This window comes from Streptomyces qaidamensis (assembly GCF_001611795.1).
Classification (GTDB): Bacteria; Actinomycetota; Actinomycetes; order Streptomycetales; family Streptomycetaceae; genus Streptomyces; species Streptomyces qaidamensis.
This window is the reverse complement of sequence record NZ_CP015098.1, coordinates 7003868-7021191: the sequence shown is the minus strand read 5'-3', so window position 1 is coordinate 7021191 and position 17324 is coordinate 7003868. Positions and strand designations below refer to the sequence as shown.

Annotated in this window: 16 protein-coding genes and 1 pseudogene; 10 read left to right on the top strand and 7 right to left on the bottom strand. The window is 72.4% G+C overall.

Annotated elements, in window-relative coordinates; genetic code table 11:
* The first annotated feature begins 3 nt into the window (after nt 1–3).
* Nucleotides 4–795, top strand: a complete 792-nt coding sequence (locus tag A4E84_RS31090; protein ID WP_062929720.1) for an FAD:protein FMN transferase — start codon at nt 4–6, stop codon at nt 793–795.
* Here A4E84_RS31090 and A4E84_RS45535 read toward each other — a convergent pair.
* The 3 genes and pseudogenes from A4E84_RS45535 to A4E84_RS45525 form a co-directional block, all read right to left on the bottom strand.
* Nucleotides 720–887, bottom strand: coding sequence for a hypothetical protein (locus A4E84_RS45535; protein ID WP_335340841.1), 168 nt, complete (start codon nt 885–887; stop codon nt 720–722). The two genes, A4E84_RS31090 and A4E84_RS45535, sit on opposite strands and share 76 nt — an antisense overlap.
* Nucleotides 888–966: 79 nt before the next feature.
* Nucleotides 967–1503: pseudogene (locus A4E84_RS45530) on the bottom strand (Dyp-type peroxidase); the annotation flags it as partial.
* A 173-nt stretch (nt 1504–1676) separates the two neighbouring features.
* Nucleotides 1677–1736 (bottom strand): hypothetical protein, encoded by a 60-nt coding sequence (locus A4E84_RS45525; protein WP_335340855.1) that lies wholly within the window; start codon nt 1734–1736, stop codon nt 1677–1679.
* A 188-nt stretch (nt 1737–1924) separates the two neighbouring features.
* Between A4E84_RS45525 and A4E84_RS31085 the strand changes: the two genes are divergently transcribed.
* Nucleotides 1925–4786 carry an ABC transporter substrate-binding protein gene (locus A4E84_RS31085; RefSeq protein ID WP_062929719.1) on the top strand — a complete coding sequence of 954 codons (2862 nt, stop codon included), beginning with the start codon at nt 1925–1927 and terminating at the stop codon, nt 4784–4786.
* 10 nt (nt 4787–4796) lie between these two features.
* On the opposite strand, the gene msrB is transcribed toward A4E84_RS31085, so the two are convergent.
* From msrB to A4E84_RS31065, 4 genes are all read right to left on the bottom strand, one after another.
* Nucleotides 4797–5204 (bottom strand): peptide-methionine (R)-S-oxide reductase MsrB, encoded by a 408-nt coding sequence (gene msrB / locus A4E84_RS31080; RefSeq protein WP_062929718.1) that lies wholly within the window; start codon nt 5202–5204, stop codon nt 4797–4799.
* Nucleotides 5205–5218: 14 nt separating this feature from the next.
* Nucleotides 5219–6610, bottom strand: a complete 1392-nt coding sequence (murC, locus tag A4E84_RS31075) for a UDP-N-acetylmuramate--L-alanine ligase (protein ID WP_062929717.1) — start codon at nt 6608–6610, stop codon at nt 5219–5221.
* A 143-nt stretch (nt 6611–6753) separates the two neighbouring features.
* Entirely contained in the window at nt 6754–7227 is a 474-nt protein-coding gene (locus A4E84_RS31070) for a beta/alpha barrel domain-containing protein (protein ID WP_174569474.1), read from the bottom strand.
* A gap of 244 nt (nt 7228–7471) precedes the next feature.
* Nucleotides 7472–8287, bottom strand: a complete 816-nt coding sequence (locus A4E84_RS31065; RefSeq protein WP_062929715.1) for a pyrimidine reductase family protein — start codon at nt 8285–8287, stop codon at nt 7472–7474.
* A 37-nt stretch (nt 8288–8324) separates the two neighbouring features.
* On the opposite strand from A4E84_RS31065, the gene zapE reads away from it, so the two are divergent.
* The 8 genes from zapE to A4E84_RS31025 all read left to right on the top strand — a co-directional run bounded on the left by zapE (nt 8325) and on the right by A4E84_RS31025 (nt 17320).
* A complete protein-coding gene (gene zapE, locus A4E84_RS31060) occupies nt 8325–9425 on the top strand; it encodes a cell division protein ZapE (RefSeq protein WP_062929714.1) in 1101 nt (366 codons plus the stop codon).
* Nucleotides 9426–9623: 198 nt separating this feature from the next.
* Entirely contained in the window at nt 9624–10052 is a 429-nt protein-coding gene (locus A4E84_RS31055; protein ID WP_062929713.1) for a hypothetical protein, read from the top strand.
* Between the two features lie 80 nt (nt 10053–10132).
* Nucleotides 10133–10714 carry a carbonic anhydrase gene (locus tag A4E84_RS31050; RefSeq protein WP_033306802.1) on the top strand — a complete coding sequence of 194 codons (582 nt, stop codon included), beginning with the start codon at nt 10133–10135 and terminating at the stop codon, nt 10712–10714.
* 8 nt (nt 10715–10722) lie between these two features.
* A complete protein-coding gene (locus A4E84_RS31045; protein ID WP_062929712.1) occupies nt 10723–12204 on the top strand; it encodes a SulP family inorganic anion transporter in 1482 nt (493 codons plus the stop codon).
* A gap of 168 nt (nt 12205–12372) precedes the next feature.
* Nucleotides 12373–13257 (top strand): slipin family protein, encoded by an 885-nt coding sequence (locus A4E84_RS31040; RefSeq protein ID WP_062929711.1) that lies wholly within the window; start codon nt 12373–12375, stop codon nt 13255–13257.
* A 90-nt stretch (nt 13258–13347) separates the two neighbouring features.
* A complete protein-coding gene (locus tag A4E84_RS31035) occupies nt 13348–14730 on the top strand; it encodes an alkaline phosphatase PhoX (RefSeq protein ID WP_062929710.1) in 1383 nt (460 codons plus the stop codon).
* 86 nt (nt 14731–14816) lie between these two features.
* The gene (locus A4E84_RS31030) at nt 14817–15674 is read left to right on the top strand and encodes a PPK2 family polyphosphate kinase (RefSeq protein ID WP_062929709.1); all 858 of its coding nucleotides are present in this window, start codon (nt 14817–14819) and stop codon (nt 15672–15674) included.
* A gap of 128 nt (nt 15675–15802) precedes the next feature.
* Entirely contained in the window at nt 15803–17320 is a 1518-nt protein-coding gene (locus A4E84_RS31025) for an FAD-dependent oxidoreductase (RefSeq protein WP_062929708.1), read from the top strand.
* The last annotated feature ends 4 nt before the right edge of the window (nt 17321–17324 follow it).

Genomic DNA, 17324 nt, shown 5'->3' with positions numbered 1-17324 from the left:
GGGATGCGGCGCGTCGAGCACGTCATGGGGTTCCCGGTGTCGGTGCGGATCGACGACGAGGACTTCCCCGGGGCACCGGTGGACGCCCTGTTCGCCTGGCTGCGCGAGGTCGACGCGCGGTTCAGTCCGTTCCGCCCGGACAGCGAGGTGTCCCGGCTGGACCGGGGCGAGGTGCGCGAGCCGAGCCCGGGGCTCCGCGAGGTCCTGGACCTGTGCGAGGAGTACCGGATGGCGACCGGGGGCGCCTTCGACGCGCGGCTGCCCGGTCGCGGCCTCGACCCCTGCGCCGTGGTGAAGGGCTGGTCGGTGCAGAAGGGAGCGGAGCTGCTGCAAGCGGCCGGGGCGAGGCGGTTCTGCCTCAACGCGGGCGGCGACGTGATCGCCTCCGGCGGGCCCTGGCGCGTCGGCGTCCGCCATCCCGAGCGGGCCGACCGGCTCTGCGCGGTACTGGACCTCACCGACCGGGCCGTCGCGACCTCGGCCCGCTACGAGCGCGGCGACCACATCCTCGACGGCCGGACCGGCCGCCCGGCGACGGGACTGCTCGGCGTGACCGTCGTGGCCCCGACCCTGACGGAGGCGGACACGGTCGCGACGGCGGCGTTCGCACTCGGCGTGGAGGGCGTCGCGTGGGCGGCGGCCCAGGAGCACTGCGAGGTGTTCGCGGTGGACGCCGGGCGACGGGTGCTGCGGAGCACGGGTTTCCCGGTGGCGGAGGGTCAGCCGCCGGGCAGGGCGTCGAGGAAGCCCGCGGGCGGGATGAAGAACAGGCTGCCGGTGACGGCACTCGAGTAGTCCAGCAGCGGGTCGGGCCCCGAGCCCGGGCCGCCCGGGAACATCTTGCGCAGCATCGTCTCGGGTATCGCCGGTGTGCGCGCGTAGGACACGAAGTACGTGCCGAAACTCCCCGTGCCCGGGCCTGCCGAACGGCATCGCCGAGCGCAGTATCTTCTGCTCCGTGCCGTCCGGGCCGAGGACGGAGTCGACGTCCTTGTGCGAACTGGGCGCGTCGAGTTCCAGGTTGGTGAGCTCGGTGCGGCCCATCACCTTCTCCCGCGCCTCGACGGCGAGGGCGCCCCAGGCGTGCAGGTACTTCTGCGCCGGCGCGTAACTGCCGCCCCGGAAGCCGGGATCCTCACCGACCAGCGCCGCGTCGGCCGCCGCCGGCCCGACCGGGTTCTCCGTGCCGTCGACGGGACCGAGCAGGTTGCGCGAGCCGAAGCAGGAGATGGCCTGCGTCTCGTCCCGCGCGGTGGCCGCCCCGCGCAGCCGCCGCACCAGTGCGGCGGCGAGCGCGAAGCACAGGTCGGTGCGGGCGGCCCTGATGTGGAGGAACAGGTCGCCGGGGGTGGACGGCGCGTGGTGCGGGGTCCCGGCCGGCTCGCGGAACGGATGCGGCTCGGCGGGCCGCGGACCGTCGACCAGCCGGCCCCACGCCCGGGACCCGACCCCGGCGACGCAGCCCAGCCCGCCGTCGGGACTGGGGAAGCCGACGGAGCACACCACGCCCGCGAGGGAGCCCAGCCCCTCCCTGCGGCGCTCTCCCCGCCCGGTGCGATCGCGGCGACCAGCGACACCGCGACCGATGCCGGCGGTCACGCCGATGCGCCGGTAGCGGCCGAGGAGCAGGGCCCGTGCCACGGTGTCGGGACGGTAGTCCAGGGCACGGACGGTCCTCAGCACCGGTCGCGCACCTCGGGTCTGACGTGCGGTTCGCCGTTGACGACCCGCGACACGGTCTTCTGCGACACCCCGGCGGCCCGGGCGGGCGGCGTCAACGCCCCGGACGGAACAAGAGTTCATGCATCACCCACTCGCACCCCATCGGCACCGGTTAACCTCGTAAGTCACCGAAGGTGAACGGGGGTTGCCCATGGTGAACGCCGATCGCACGCCGTCCGACTGCCCTGGGGGCCATGACGGCATGCCGGAGAGCGACGCCGGGCGCCACCTCCAGAACCAGCTCGAAATCCTCATCCAGGACTTCCGCCGCAGCACCGAACCACCGATGCCGGTGTTCGTCGTGCACGCGCAGGAGAACAGGGACGACGACGCGGTGGCCGGGCTGGTCCGGCAGCTGTACGCGGGCCAGGAGGCGCACGGCACGCGCTGCGCGGTGGTCCAGGACGCCTACGAGGGCCCCACGGAGGTCCGCCGGGCCGCCGCCCTGGTGCGGGCGCTGAGTGACCCGCGCAGGTGGGGCGGCCCGAAGGCGGTCTACCGGCGCTACGCGTTCCCGCGGCTGCGGCTGGTGCACGCCATCGACGACGCGGTCGCGGCCCTCGGCGACAGCTGGCCGGCACCCGTCCCGGGCAGCCCCGCGGCCGGGCAGGACCAGCGGCAGCGACTGCTCAACGAACTGGCGCAGCAGCGCTGGCGGCCGAAGAACACCGCCCGCTGGCGTTCGGGGCTGCCGCTGTTCGACATGGCGCACATCCTCCCGGCGAGCCTCGTGACCGTGCTCGCCGCGCTCCTCGCCCGCAGCGAGTGGTACGTGGCGGTGGGCGCCGGTCTCGCCTTCCTGCTGCTGCTGAGCGTCCTCAACTACGTCCTGCCGGGGCGGGCGCCGATCTTCCTGTGGCTGCGCCGGGAGAGCCGCTGGTTCATGACGACGACGTTCCTGAGGGCGGCGGACCAGGAGGAGTCCACCGAGGTGTCGCTGCTGCGGCCGGTGCGCTCCTGGAAGGCGATCGCGGCCCGGGCCTACGACGTGGCCGAGGCGCTCACGGCGGGTGGCGACTTCCACGTCCAGCTGTGCGTGCTGGCGCTGCGCGAGGACCTGCGGGACAACCACCGGCGCTGGAGCTGGGACCTGCGCGGCTTCAAACGGCCGCGCCCGCCGATGCTGTTCCTGCCGCACGCGGACGACCGCAACGGCGGCATCGAGCTGATCCGGGCCATCAGCGACGTCCGCAGCCGGCGCAGCGAGCTCGACCCGCTGCTCGTGGTCGCCGCGGTGCGCACGCACGACGTGCCGCGCCTGGAGCGCAGCGTCGTCCAGGCGGCCCCCGCCCCGGACACCGCGCCGCCCATGTTCGGTGTCCGGCTGCGCACCTGGTACCGCGAGTGGGGCCGCAACCTGCGCGCCGAGCAGTCACCCAGCCGGGAACGGTCCGTCCTGCCGTGGGTGATGAAGATCCCGCTGCCGCACGACCAGCTGGGTCCGGTCGAGGAGGGCCGTCACCATCTGCGGGCCTCCACACGTCCGACGCTCGCCCGGCTGGTGTGGGCCCTGCACACCCTGGTCCTGGTGATCGCCCTGCTGTCCGCGGGCACCGTCATGCGGGCCGACGCCCTGAACGACCGCTACTGCTCGGCGTCGGTGCTGACCGCCAACCGCGACTCCCGGCGCGCGCAGGGACCCGACGGCCGCACGGAGTGCATCGGCATAGCGACGGACGAGGTCCGCTTCGCCGACTGGCTGCCCGCGCCCGAGCCCGGCGACGACGACGTCAAGGCGCTCACGGCCGGCGACGAGACGCCCTGGACGGTGGCCGACCTGGAGGACCGCATCGCCCGGCAGAACGCCGGCGTCCTCGCCCGGCACGCCGGGAAGTACGTCACCGTCGTCTACGCCGGGCCGCTCAGCGCCGACACCTCGGCCGGCTCCTCCCTGGTGAAGGGCGCCGAGGAACTGGCCGGCGTGTATCTGGCGCAGGCCGTCATCAACGAGAACTCCAGCGTGAAGCTGCGCGTCCTGATCGCCAACGGCGGCGTGGACCTGGGCCACCAGGAGGAGATGGCCAAGGCGATCGCCGCGTACGCCGGCCACGACCCGACCGTGGTGGGGGTCGTCGGCACCGGCCGCGACCTGAAGTCGAGCAGGGCCACGACCCGCATCCTGATGGAAGCCGGCCTGCCGGTCGTCTCCGGCACGAACTCCGCGACGTATCTGCCCCGCGAGTTCGCCAACTGGTTCAGCCTGGCCGCCACGGACGAGTGGCAGACCAAGCAACTCGGCCTGATAGCCGCCCAGTTACGCAGACCCGAGGGGCGGCAGTACGCCCTCGTCCTGGCCCGCGACACGGCGAGGACCGACGACCTCTACACCGACGAGCAGGCGCGTTACGGTCAGGAGATGCTGCGGCGCCAGGGCTTCACCCCGCTGCCGCAGCGCCGCTACACGCTCAGCGGCGGCAAGCCCGAACTCCGCTCGCACGCCCAGGAGATCTGCCGGGGCGACCGGGTCCCGTCCGTGGTCTACTTCGCGGGCCGGGTGGAGGACATCGACCCCCTGATGACGCAGCTGGGCACCGAGCCGGGCTGCGCCGGGAAGCCCCTGGCCATCCTCACCGGCGACGACCTGTCCAAGGCCGACTTCGCCGGCGGCGGCCACTCCGTCGCGCCGAAGGTCACGCTGTACCACTCGGCCCTCGCGGAGCTGGAGAAGGCCGCCGCCACGACGGCCTTCTACCAGGACGCCGCCGAGCACCTGCCGGGGCTGCGGGGCCACCGCCTGCGCTACGACAGCCCGGCCCTGGCCAGCGGCCAGACCGCCCTCTCGCACGACGCGACCCGCGCCCTGTTCTGGGCGGCCACCCGCGGCGACCGGCCGCAGAGCCGCCCCTCGACCTGGGTGAACCTGCGCAGCGTCAAGATCGAGGGCATGGCGACCGGCACCATCGACTTCACCGGCGCCCCGCTCTACGGCGACCGCACCGGCCACAGCATCGTCCTCAAGGAGGTCAGCCGCGCCGCCGACGGCACGTCCGAGACCCGGGTGCTGTGCAAACGCACCGCGGGCGACACGAAGCGCCTCACCCAGCAGGAGTGCCGGATCCGCTGAAGCCGGGGCCTCAGCCCTGCTCGGGGGCCAGCCGCAGCGCGATGGAGTTGATGCAGTACCGCTGGTCCGTGGGCGTCGGATACCCCTCGCCCGCGAACACGTGCCCGAGGTGCGAGCCGCACCGGGCGCACCGCACCTCGGTCCGCACCATGCCGTGCGAGCGGTCCTCGATCAGCTCCACCGCGTCGGTGTCCTTGGGGTCGAAGAAGGACGGCCAGCCGCAGTGCGACTCGAACTTGGTCTCCGACGTGAACAGGTCCGCGCCGCAGGCCCGGCAGGAGTAGACGCCCCGGGTCTTGGTGTCGGTGTACTCACCGGTGAAGGCGGGCTCGGTGCCCGCCTGCCGCAGGACCGCGTACTCGCCCGGGCTCAGCTCCGCGCGCCACTGCTCGTCCGGCTTCTCGACGTCGTACGCCATGAGCTTCCAGCCCCTCAGTTCGACAGACGGTCCAGGATCTGCGGGCCGAGGTCGGTGACGTCGCCCGCTCCCATGGTGAGAACGAGATCACCCGGCTTCGCCATTCCCACGACGACCGACGGGACGTCCGCCTTGTCGTGCACCGGCGTCACGTCGGCGCCCGCCGCCCGGGCCGCCTCGATGATCAGCTCGCTCGTCACGCCCGGGATCGGGTCCTCACGGGCCGGGTAGATGTCGAGCACGACCGAGGCGTCCGCGAGGGCCAGGGACTGGCCCATCTCCTTGCCGAGCTCCTGCGTCCGCGAGAAGAGGTGGGGCTGGAAGACGACCAGGATCCGGGCGTCGCCGGCCGCGGCGCGCATGGCCTCCAGGTCGGCGGTCATCTCGGTGGGGTGGTGCGCGTAGGAGTCGATGACCTGCACGCCCGCGGCCTCGCCCTTCAGCTGGAGCCGCCGCTTCACGCCCGTGTACGCGGCGATCGCCCGGGCCAGCTCGGCCGCGGGGACGCCGAGGGCCACGCCCGCCGCCAGCGCGGCGACCGCGTTGTGCGCGTAGTGCCGGCCGGGGACGGAGACCGCGAAGGTCAGCTCCTGTCCCTCCAGCACCACGGTGACCTCGCTCTTCAGCCCCTGCGGCACCACCGACAGGATGCGCACGCCGGCGTCCTCGGACTCGCCGTACGTCACCACGCGCACATCGCGGCCGGCGACCCGGCGCGTCAGCTCCCGGGCGCCGTCGTGGTCGGCGGCGATCACCAGCGTGCCGCCCTCGGTGATCCGGTCCACGAACGTCTCGAACGACGCGTAGATCTCGTCCATCGAGGCGTAGTTGGCGTGGTGGTCGAGCTCGACGTTCAGGACGATCGCCACGTCGGGGGCGTATTTGTGGAAGCTGCGGTCCGATTCGTCCGCCTCGGCGACGAAGATCTCGCCCTCGCCGTGCAGCGCGTTGGAGCCGGGCGCGTCCAGGTCCCCGCCGATCGCGTACGAGGGCTTCAGGCCCAGCTCGCTCAGCGACACGGCCAGCATCGACGTCGTGGTCGTCTTGCCGTGCGTACCGGCGACGGCGATCGGCCGCAGCCCGTCCATCAGCGCGGCGAGCGCGTCGGACCGGTGGACGACGGGGATGCCGAGCTCGGCCGCGCGGGCCAGCTCGGGGTTGTCCTGCCGGATCGCCGACGACACGACCACACAGCTGGCGTCGTCGGCGAGGTGCTCGGCGGCGTGCCCGATGTGCACGGTCGCCCCCAGCGCCCGCAGCGCCTCGGCCGTGGCCGACTCCTTGGCGTCACTGCCCGCCACGACGGCCCCGCGCTGCGCGAGGATCTTCGCGATCCCCGACATTCCGGCCCCACCGATCCCGATGAAGTGCGGTCGGTCCATGGCGGGAGGAAGGCCGGCTGCCATGCAGATCTCCAAAAGCGAGCGACGACGGTGAGCGCCCCCAGCCTATTTCAGGAACGGGGAGTGCTGTGGCCGCCCCAGGGGCGCGGGGAACTGCGCGCGCAACCACCACCGGCCCGCACCCGACGAACCAGGACGACCCGCCCCTACGCCTTGCTGTGCGAGAACAGCTTCAGCACCGGCACCCCCACCTTGTGCCGGGCCCGGGAGGCCCAGTCCCGGTGGAAGAACTCCTCCACGTAGTGGGGATCGGTCAGCACGATGACCTCGTCGGCCCCGGCCTCCTCCACCAGCGACTTGAGCGCGTCCAGCGGATGGTCCTCGATCAGCCGCCCCTCGGCGGGACTGCCCGAGGAACGCAGCGCGGCGAGTGACACCTCCAGCGCCCGCTGCCCCACGCTCAGCGCCTCCTCCCCCTCCGGCGTCTCGCCCTCGCGGACGGCCTCGTCGAGCTCGCCGAGCGCCACGTCGTCGATGGCCCGCAGCAGGCGGTCCGCCTGCTCGCCGCGCGGCTGCAGCAGCACATGGAAGGAGACCTGCTCCTCCCCGTGCAAGGTGGTGACGAACTCCACGTCGGCGGACGTCAGCGCCTTCTCGATCATCAATACGCTTGTGAACACCAGGCGCCCCTTCTGCTCCGGGGCCCGTGGCCCCACTCCTCCGCGGGCCGTGCCGGGCCCTGCGGAAACCATCCTGCCCCGCGTTCGCACGGGTACTGCCGGATCCAGTGTGCCCTCCGAAACCCTAACGGAACGGCATATTCAGCCGGTGAACGGACCAACGGCGGCGTTTGCCCGCGCTTCCGGACGTACCGGAAGGCCGGCCGGCCCGGCCGCCGACACCTTGTACCCCGGGCCCACAGTTTCAGTACGCCTGCCGCTTCCGCCCGTACCGCGTGAACAGGAAGCCGTCCTCCTCCAGCATCGACACCAGCCCGAAACGGTGCGGGACCGTGACCGCCGGCCCCCCGGCGATGCGCTGCGCCTCGCCCGCCGTGAGCATCGGGGCGACGGTCAGGCACAGCTCGTCGAGCACGCCGGCCGCGACGATCTGCCCGAGCAGCCGCGGGCCGCCCTCGGTGAGCAGCCGGGTGTGGCCGAGGTCGGCGAGGGCCCGGACGGCGCGGGCGGGATCCACGCCGATGCCGTCTCCGGCGATCACCACCCGGGCGCCCGCCCGCTCGGCGGCGGCGACCCGGTCCGGGGCGGCCGAGGCGCCCGTGAGGATCAGGGTGGGCACCAGGGGCGAGGTGAACAGCGGCAGCGAGAAGTCCAGGTCGAGGCCGGCGGTGACCACGGCGATCGCGGGCGCGGGCCCCTGCCCGGCCGCCTCCCGCATCGCCGCGAAGTCCTCGCGCGCCCGGGCCGGCCGGTACCCCTCCCTGCGTACCGTCTCCGCGCCGACGACCACGACGTCCGCGAGCGCCCGCAGCGTGCCGAAGATCCGCATGTCGGTGGCGCTGGAGATGGGCTGCGAACGGCCGTCGTGCTGGGCGGCCCCGTCCAGCGTGGACACCATGTTGGCGCGCAGCCACGGGGCCGGGCCACCGGGCCCCGGCTCGGGATAGGCGTACGCGGCGGCCAGCTCCTCCAGGCTCCACTCCCGCCCGGCGCCCCCACCGGACGCGCCACCCGGCGCCGGAACTGCTGTTTCATCGGTCACAGGGAACAGACGTCGCATGCCGTGCAGTGTTCCACGCGCCGTAGCATGGTGAACCGTGTCCTCTCCCCTGGCCCCCTCCGGAAGCGGCCCCATAACCGACCCGGCCCCGCTGTCCCTGTGCGCGCGTGAGCCGCATGTCCCCGCGGACCGGCTGGTCGCCGAGATGGTGCCGCCGCCGCGGTTCGACTCGGTCCGCTTCAGCACGTACATCCCCGACCCGAACCAGTCCAGCCAGACCGAGGCGGTCCGGGTCCTGGAGGGTTTCGCGGCGGGCCTCGGCGCGGCGGCCGAAGGCTCCGGAAAGCGGCGGCTGTTCGGTTTCGGCAAGGCGCCCAAGAAGGCTCCCGTCGGCCCGCGCGGCGTCTACCTCGACGGCGGCTACGGCGTGGGCAAGACCCACCTGCTGGCGTCCCTGTGGCACGCCACCCCGGCCGAGCCCGGGCTGAAGGCGTTCGGCACCTTCGTGGAGCTGACCAACCTGGTCGGCGCCCTCGGGTTCCAGCAGACCGTCCGGACGCTGTCCGGTCACCGCCTGCTGTGCATCGACGAGTTCGAGCTCGACGACCCGGGCGACACCGTCCTGGTGTCCACCCTGCTCGGCAAGCTGGTCGACGCGGGCGTGGCGCTCGCCGCCACCTCCAACACGCTGCCCGGCAAGCTCGGCGAGGGCCGGTTCGCGGCGGCCGACTTCCTGCGCGAGATCCAGGGCCTGTCGGCACACTTCCGGGCCCTGCGCATCGACGGCGAGGACTACCGCCACCGCGGTCTGCCCGAGGCCCCGCCGCCGCACTCCGACGAAGAGGTGACCGGCGTGGCGCACGCCACCGAGGGCGCCTCCCTCGACGCGTTCTCGCCCCTCCTGGAGCATCTGGCCCGCGTCCACCCCAGCCGGTATGGCGCTCTGACCGACGGGATCAGGGCCGTGTGCCTCACCGGTGTGCGGCCGGTTCCCGACCAGTCGACGGCCCTCAGGCTGGTCGTCCTCGCGGACCGGCTGTACGACCGCGAGGTGCCCGTGCTGGCCTCCGGCCTGCCCTTCGACCAGTTGTTCAGCGACGAGATGCTGAACGGCGGCTACCGCAAGAAGTACTTCCGGGCCATCTCCCGGCTCACCGCCCTCGCCCGCGACGCGGCCAAGTTGGCGAACCACCGGTAACGACAACCCCAATACCGTGCCAACCGCCCGAGGGAAAGGGCCGGTTCAAGCCATCCCGCCCTCGGTTTTCAGGCTCTCTTCAGCTTGAAACGTTAAGTTAACCCTGCAAACGACCTTGCAGGGTTAACGTGTTTCTTGACCAGTCGTTGACCAACCATTGGTCCGCACTAGACGTGTGAAGAACCTGAAGGGGGGCGCATGTACCGAGGTACGACGGCACGGACCGTGGTTTCGCTCCTCGCCGCCGTCCTGCTCGCCCTTCAGTTCTTCGCACCGACCGCGTCCTTCGCATCCGCGCACACGCACAGTCAAGCCGAGGCCAACGCCCAGCCCGGAACCAAACCTTCCGGCAAGTCCTCGCGTCCCGGACACAAGTCTCCCGGGAAGGCTCTGCGCGACGAGATGGCCGACTGTCGCGCCGGACACCACGGGGACCCGACCGGTCCCCTGCGCACCCGCGACCGGTCCCACACCGCCGACCCGGCGCCCTCGGCGCCCGAGCGGCCGCTGCGACGGCACATCCAGCCGACGGAACAGGAACCGGTCAGACCCGGCGCCGCGCATCACCGCACGTCGAGATCCTCGACGTCGCACACCCCGGCGGCACTGCAGGTCTTCCGCTGCTGAGCGGCGGAGCAGTTCCCCCCACCCCCTGTCATGCCCGTCCGACGCGCCCCCACTGCGCGCCAGGAGGAGTCACCACACTCATGCAACCCCTCATCGACAACGCCCGCACCTTCGGACAGCGCCCTGAGGAGTTCGCCCACCTCGCCGAGGGCCAGTCCCCCGACGTCCTGTTCATCACCTGCTCCGACTCCAGGGTCGTACCGGCCCTGATCACGGGCGCCCGTCCCGGCGAGCTCTTCGAGCTGCGCACCGCGGGCAACGTCGTTCCCCCGCACTCCTTCGAGCACCCCACCTCGGAGGCGGCCACGATCGAGTACGCCGTGGAGGTCCTCGGCGTCAAGGAGATCGTGGTCTGCGGCCACTCGCACTGCGGCGCCGTGGGCGCGGTGGTACGCGGCGACGACCTCGCCGCCGTGCCGGCGGTACGCGACTGGCTCGCCCGCGCGGCCGACGAGCCCGCGTGCTCGGACCCGGCCGACCCGACGGTCACCGAGGCCGTGCAGAACCACGCCCTCACCCAGGTGCTCCGGCTGCGGTCCTACCCGTGCGTCGAGCGCCGGCTGGCGGAGGGCCGCCTCGGCCTGCGCGCCTGGTTCTACGAGGTCCACACGGGGACCGTGCGCGAACACCGCGCGGACACCGACACCTTCGAGAAGCTGTGAGGGGCACCATGACCAAGTTCCCTTACCTCAGGCAGGACTTCACCGCCTCTCTCGTCGTGTTCCTGGTCGCGCTCCCGCTGTGCGTGGGCGTGGCCGTGGCCTCCGGCGTCCCGGCCGAACTCGGCCTGGTCACCGGCATCGTGGGCGGTCTCGTCACCGGATTCCTGCCGGGCAGCAGCCTGCAGGTGTCCGGCCCGGCCGCCGGTCTGACCGTGCTCGTCTTCGAGGCGGTCCAGGAGTACGGACTGCCCGCGCTCGGCATCATCGTGCTGGCCGCCGGTCTGCTCCAGCTGATCATGGGCGCGCTGAAGCTCGGCCGCTGGTTCCGCGCGATCTCTGTCTCGGTCGTCGAGGGCATGCTGGCCGGAATCGGTCTGGTGCTCATAGCCGGCCAGCTGTATGCGACGGCCGGGCTGAAGGCACCCGCCTCCGGCATCGACAAGATCCTGGGCCTGCCCGGTGCCGCCGTCGACGCGGCCGGCAGCACGGCGGCGATCACGTCCCTCGTGCTCGGCGCGGCCACCATCGCGGTGATGGTGCTGTGGAAGAAGCTACCGAAGAAGGCACAGGCCGTGCCCGGCGCGCTCGCCGCCGTGCTCCTGGCGATCGCGGCCAACGCCGTCTTCGACCTGCCGGTCGCCACGGTCGAGGTCCAGGGTCTGCTGGACTCCATCCAGCCGCCCGGCCTGGACACCTTCGGCGGTGTGGGCGTCGGCATCATCGGCACGATCGTCGCCTTCACCCTGATCGCCTCCGCCGAGAGCCTGTTCAGCGCCGCCGCGGTGGACCGGCTGCACGACGGTCCGCGCACGCAGTACGACAAGGAGCTGATGGCGCAGGGCGCGGGCAACACGATCTGCGGTGTGCTCGGCGCACTGCCGATGACCGCGGTCATCGTCCGCAGCTCCGCCAACGTCAGCGCGGGTGCCAGGACCAAGGCGTCCCGGGTGATGCACGGTGTGTGGCTGCTGCTGTTCGCCGCGCTGCTGCCCTCCACGCTGGCCCTGATCCCGCTGCCCGCCCTCGCCGGCATCCTGGTCCACGCGGGCTGGAAGCTGATCCCGTTCGCCAAGATCGTGCCGCTGTGGAAGGAGCACCGCGGTGAGGCGCTCATCCTGGTCGTCACCGCCGTGTCGATCGTCGCGGTGAACATGTTCGAGGGCGTGCTCATCGGTCTGGCCCTGTCGGTCGTCAAGACCGCCTGGGAGGCCTCGCACCTCAAGATGGAGATCATCGACAAGGGCGCCGGCCCGATCCAGGCGTACCTGTCCGGCAACGCGACCTTCCTGCGCCTGCCGAAGATCCTCGACAGCCTGGAGAGCCTGCCGCAGGACCGCCCGGTCGAGCTGGACCTCTCCGGCCTGCACCACCTCGACCACGCCTGCCGTACGGCCCTGGAGAACTGGGCCGCGCGCCACAGCGCGACGGGCACGGAGCCGGTGAAGGTCACGGAGCCCGAGGTGGCCCCGGCGGAGAAGGTCACCGCCTAGCCGCCGGTCCCGGTCGCCCGGGCCCTGGTCCGGGGTGCGCACCCGCGCCCCCCGGACCACGTGCGTCCGCCCCCGTTCCGGCCGGGATCCAGGGGCATGGCCCCACGCCCCATTTCGGGCATATCGTTATGAGCAGACGGATTCGGACCTCTGAACAGGGAGGTCGGCATGGTCGAAGAGCTGGTCGGTGTGGTGGCCGCCGTCGGGGCCGGCGCGCTGGTGTACGTGGCCTCCGCGGCGCGGGTCGTCAAGCAGTACGAGCGCGGGGTCGTCTTCCGGCTCGGGCGCCTGCACGGGGACGTGCGGCGGCCCGGGTTCAATCTCGTGGTCCCCGCGGTGGACCGGATGCGCAAGGTCAACCTGCAGATCGTGACCATGCCGATCCCCGCCCAGGAGGGCATCACCCGCGACAACGTGACGGTACGGGTCGACGCGGTGGTGTACTTCAAGGTCGTGGACCCGGCGGCCGCGATCGTCAACGTCGAGGACTACCGCTTCGCCGTCTCACAGATGGCCCAGACCTCCCTGCGCTCGATCATCGGCAAGAGCGAGCTGGACGATCTGCTGTCCAACCGGGAGAAGCTCAACCAGGGTCTGGAGCTGATGATCGACAGCCCGGCCGTGGAGTGGGGCGTGACCATCGACCGCGTGGAGATCAAGGACGTCTCCCTGCCGGACACCATGAAGCGCTCCATGGCCCGCCAGGCCGAGGCCGACCGCGAGCGGCGGGCCCGGCTGATCAACGCCGACGCCGAGTACCAGGCCTCGAAGAAGCTGTCCCAGGCCGCCCAGCAGATGGCCGACACGCCCTCGGCGCTCCAGCTCCGGCTGCTCCAGACCGTCATGGCGGTGGCGGCGGAGAAGAACTCCACACTGGTCCTGCCCATCCCGGTGGAGCTCCTGCGGTTCCTGGAGCGAGGACAGCAGCCCGCAGCGCAGGCCCCGGGACACGCCGGGGCGGCGGAACAGGCGGAGCTCGCTGAGGGCGCCGTCGACCGCACGGAACAGGCCGAAGAGGCCATGGAGCAGCTGCGGCGCGCCGTAGAGCAGTGACCCGTGCTACGCGCGTGGTTCCCGCCGCCCGCACCAGGTGATAGACACAGCGGGATCACAGTTCCTGTCCGCCAGCAGGAAGGTTTCCCCATGACCGCATCCGGTCGCTCCGCCACACGACGTCAGATGCTCGCCGGAACGGGCGCCCTGGGCGTCGGGATCGCGTTCTCCGGCGCCCTGTCCGAACTCTTCACCGGCACCGCCGCCGCGCAGGGCCTCGGCCGCACCGGCTACGGACCGCTCGTCCCCGACCCGAAGGGCGTTCTCGACCTGCCGAAAGGTTTCGGTTACCGGATCCTCTCCCGCGAGGGAGACGAACTCCGCTCCGGGGAGGGCCGGGTTCCCTCCAACCACGACGGCATGGCGGCCTTCGGAGGCAGAGGCGGCCGGGTCCACCTGGTCCGCAACCACGAGAACCGCGCCGACGGCAAGGTCCCGGTCCCGGCCGTCGAGGGCCTCACCTACGACCCGGCCGGCAAGGGCGGCTGCACGGCACTGACGCTGGACTCCCGCAACAGGGTGCAGTCGGAGCGCGTCGCGATCGCCGGTACGGCCGTGAACTGCGCGGGCGGCCCCACCCCTTGGGATACCTGGCTGACCTGCGAGGAGACCGAGGACAGGGCCGGGACCAACGGCTACACCAAGGACCACGGCTTCATCTTCGAGGTCGACCCGGCCGACCCGCACCGCACCGGGGCCGTGCCGCTGACCGCGATGGGCCGCTTCGCGCACGAGGCGATCGCCGTCGATCCCCGCCGGGGCGTGGTCTACGAGACCGAGGACGCCTTCGAGAAGCCCTTCGGCCTCTTCTACCGCTTCCTTCCGGACCGGCCGCTGGGCGGCAGGGGTTCCCTGCGCGCGGGCGGCCGGCTCCAGGCCATGCGGGTGCCCGGGGTGCCGGACCTGTCGTCCATCCAGGACGTCGGCGCCGAGTTCGACCGCGTCGAGTGGGCCGACGTCCCGGACCCGCAGGCCGCGCAGACGCCGATCCGGTTCCAGGACTTCGGCCGCAAGGGCATCACGCACGCGCAGAAGCTGGAGGGCTGCTACTGGGGCGGCCGTTCGGTGTACTTCGTGTCGTCCTTCGCGCGCCGGTCGGACGGTTCGGCCGCCGACCACTTCGGGCAGGTCTGGCGCTACGACCCGGAACGCCGCCGGCTCACCCTCGTGATCGTCTTCGGCCCGGACACCGATGTGCAACTGCCGGGCGAGTCGCCGGACAACATCTGCCTGGCGGCCGGCGGCGGCCTCATGGTCTGCGAGGACGGCGACGGCGCCCAGCACGTCTACGGGGTCACCCGGCGCGGCGAGGTCTACGCGATGGCGCGCAACCGGCAGAACATCGGCACCGAGCAGGAGCCCGAGTGGGGCGAGTTCGCCGGGGTGACCTTCTCACCCGACGGCGACACGATGTACGTCAACTGCTACCGGCCCGGCACCACGTTCGCGGTGACGGGCCCCTGGCGCCGCTAGCCGGCGCTCCGCCCGGCCGGGGCGGCGGGTGCGACGCCCGGCGCCCCGCCCGGACCATCGAGGCACACGACCGCAAGGGGGCCCCGGTGACACACGAACGCAGCACCTCACTGCGGGACCGGCTGCGCCTGCCCATCGGCGAGCCGGTCGACCTGGCCCGCCACGACGCCGCCGGCACCCCCGCCGGCCCCGACGGCAAGGAGGCCGGCAAGGCCGCCACCGCCCGGACCGGCGAGCGCCTCGCCGTCCTCCAGGAACGCCTGTGGGCGGCCAGCACCAAGGGAGACCGGCGCCGCGTGCTGCTGGTCCTGCAGGGCATGGACACCAGCGGCAAGGGCGGCACGGTCAAGCACGTCATCGGCCTGCTCAATCCCTCCGGCTGCCGGATCACGGCGTTCAAGGCACCCACCGCCGAGGAGCGCGCGCACCCCTTCCTGTGGCGGGTCGAGCAGGCGCTCCCGGTCCGCGGCGAACTGGGCATCTTCGACCGCTCCCACTACGAGGACGTGCTGATCGCCCGCGTCCGGGAGCTCGCCCCCGCCCCCGAGATCGCCCGGCGCTACGAGCAGATCAACCGTTTCGAGCGGTCCCTCGCCGACGACGGCATGACCCTGGTCAAGTGCTTCCTGCACCTGTCCCCCGACGAGCAGCGCCGCCGGCTGCTCAAGCGCCTCGACAAGCCGGAGAAGCGCTGGAAGTTCGCCGCTTCCGACATCGACGACCGCGCCCTGTGGCCCGCGTTCCAGGAGGCCTACGAGATCGCCCTGGAGCGCTGCGGCACCTCCTACGCCCCCTGGTACCTGATCCCGGCCGACCACAAGTGGTACCGCAACTGGGCTGTCAGCACGCTGCTCCTGGAGCACTTCGAGGAGCTGGATCCGCGGTACCCGAAGGCGGACTTCGACGTGGCCGAGTTGCGCAAGCGGTTGCTGGAGCAGCCCTGATCCGTCCGGTCAGGGGGTTCAGGGGCCTCACCACCGACGCGACCCCGCCCCGTCTGTGAAGGGACCCGGCCGATCTGTGGAGCGAACCGCCCGACACTGAAGCGCACGGACCGGGGTACTCGGCGGTCATGAGCGAGAAGCAGCAGGTCAGCAGCTCGTACTGGCTGGAGACGGCCCCGGACGGCCGCCATCCGGCCCTCACGGAGGACCTGGACGTCGACGTGGCGGTGATCGGCGCCGGGATCGCCGGGCTGTCCACGGCGTGGGAGCTGGCGCGGGCCGGGCGGAGCGTGGCCGTGCTGGAGGCCGGGCGGGTCGCGGCCGGCGTCACCGGGCACACCACCGCCAAGGTCACCGCGCTGCACACGCTCGTCTACGACAAGCTGCGGCGCACCCGCGGCCCCGAGGGCGCGCGGCTGTACGCGCGTTCGCAGTCGGAGGCGATCGAGCACGCGGCCCGGATCGCCCGGGAGCTGGGCGTCGACTGCGAATGGGAGACCAGGAGCGCCTACACCTACGCCGTCGGCGCGAGCCGCGTGGAGGAGCTGCGCGCCGAGGCACGGGCCGCGGCCGAGGCCGGGCTGCCCGCCTCGTTCGTCACGGAGACCGGGCTGCCCTTCGAGGTGGCGGGCGCCGTCGAGGTCACCGGGCAGGCCCAGTTCCACCCGCGCAAGTACCTACTGGCCCTCGCCGCCGACCTCGTCGAACGCGGCGGGCGGATCTACGAGGACACCACCGTCCTCGGCCTGGACGAGGGCGAGCCGTGCAGGCTGTCGACCACGACCGGGGCGACGGTCCGGGCCCGGGACGTCGTCGTCGCGACGCACTACCCGATCTTCGACCGGGCCCTGCTCTTCGCCCGTCTCTCCACGCGCCGCGAGCTGGTCGTCGCCGGGACGATCCCCGCGGACCAGGACCCGGGCGGCATGTTCATCACGCCCGACGAGGACACCCGCTCGGTGCGCACCGCGCCCCACGAGGGCGACCGGCGGCTGCTCATCGTCACCGGTGAGCACTTCACTCCGGGCACGAGCGACCCGCGGGCCCGTTTCGAGCGCCTCACCGCCTGGGCGACCGGCCATTTCCCGGACCTGGAGGTCACCCACCGTTGGGCCACCCAGGACACGGAGCCCACGGACACCGTGCCGATGGTCGGCCCGCTGCACGCGGGCACCCGGCACGCCTACGTGGCCACCGGCTTCGGCGGCTGGGGCATGACCGGTGGCATCATGGCGGGCCGGCTGCTGACCGCGCAGATCACGGGCGAGGAGTGCGAGTGGAGCGGGCTGTACGATCCGCGCCGCGTGAAGCCCGCGCTGCGGGAGGCGCCGACGTTCCTCAAGACGCAGGCCAAGGTCGCGGGGCACTTCGTGGGCGACCGGCTGCGGCCTTCGCCGCCCGTGGAGTCCCTGCCACCCGGCGAGGGTGCGGTGGTCCGGGCCGACGGCCACCGTGTCGCGGTGTACCGGGACGACGACGGCGGGCTGCACGCCGTCTCCGCCCGCTGCACCCACCTGGGCTGCCTGGTCGACTTCAACGCCGCCGAGCGCGCCTGGGAGTGCCCCTGCCACGGCTCCCGTTTCGACACGGATGGCAAGGTGATCCAGGGCCCGGCGACAAAGCCCCTGGAACAGAGGGACCTCTGAGGGC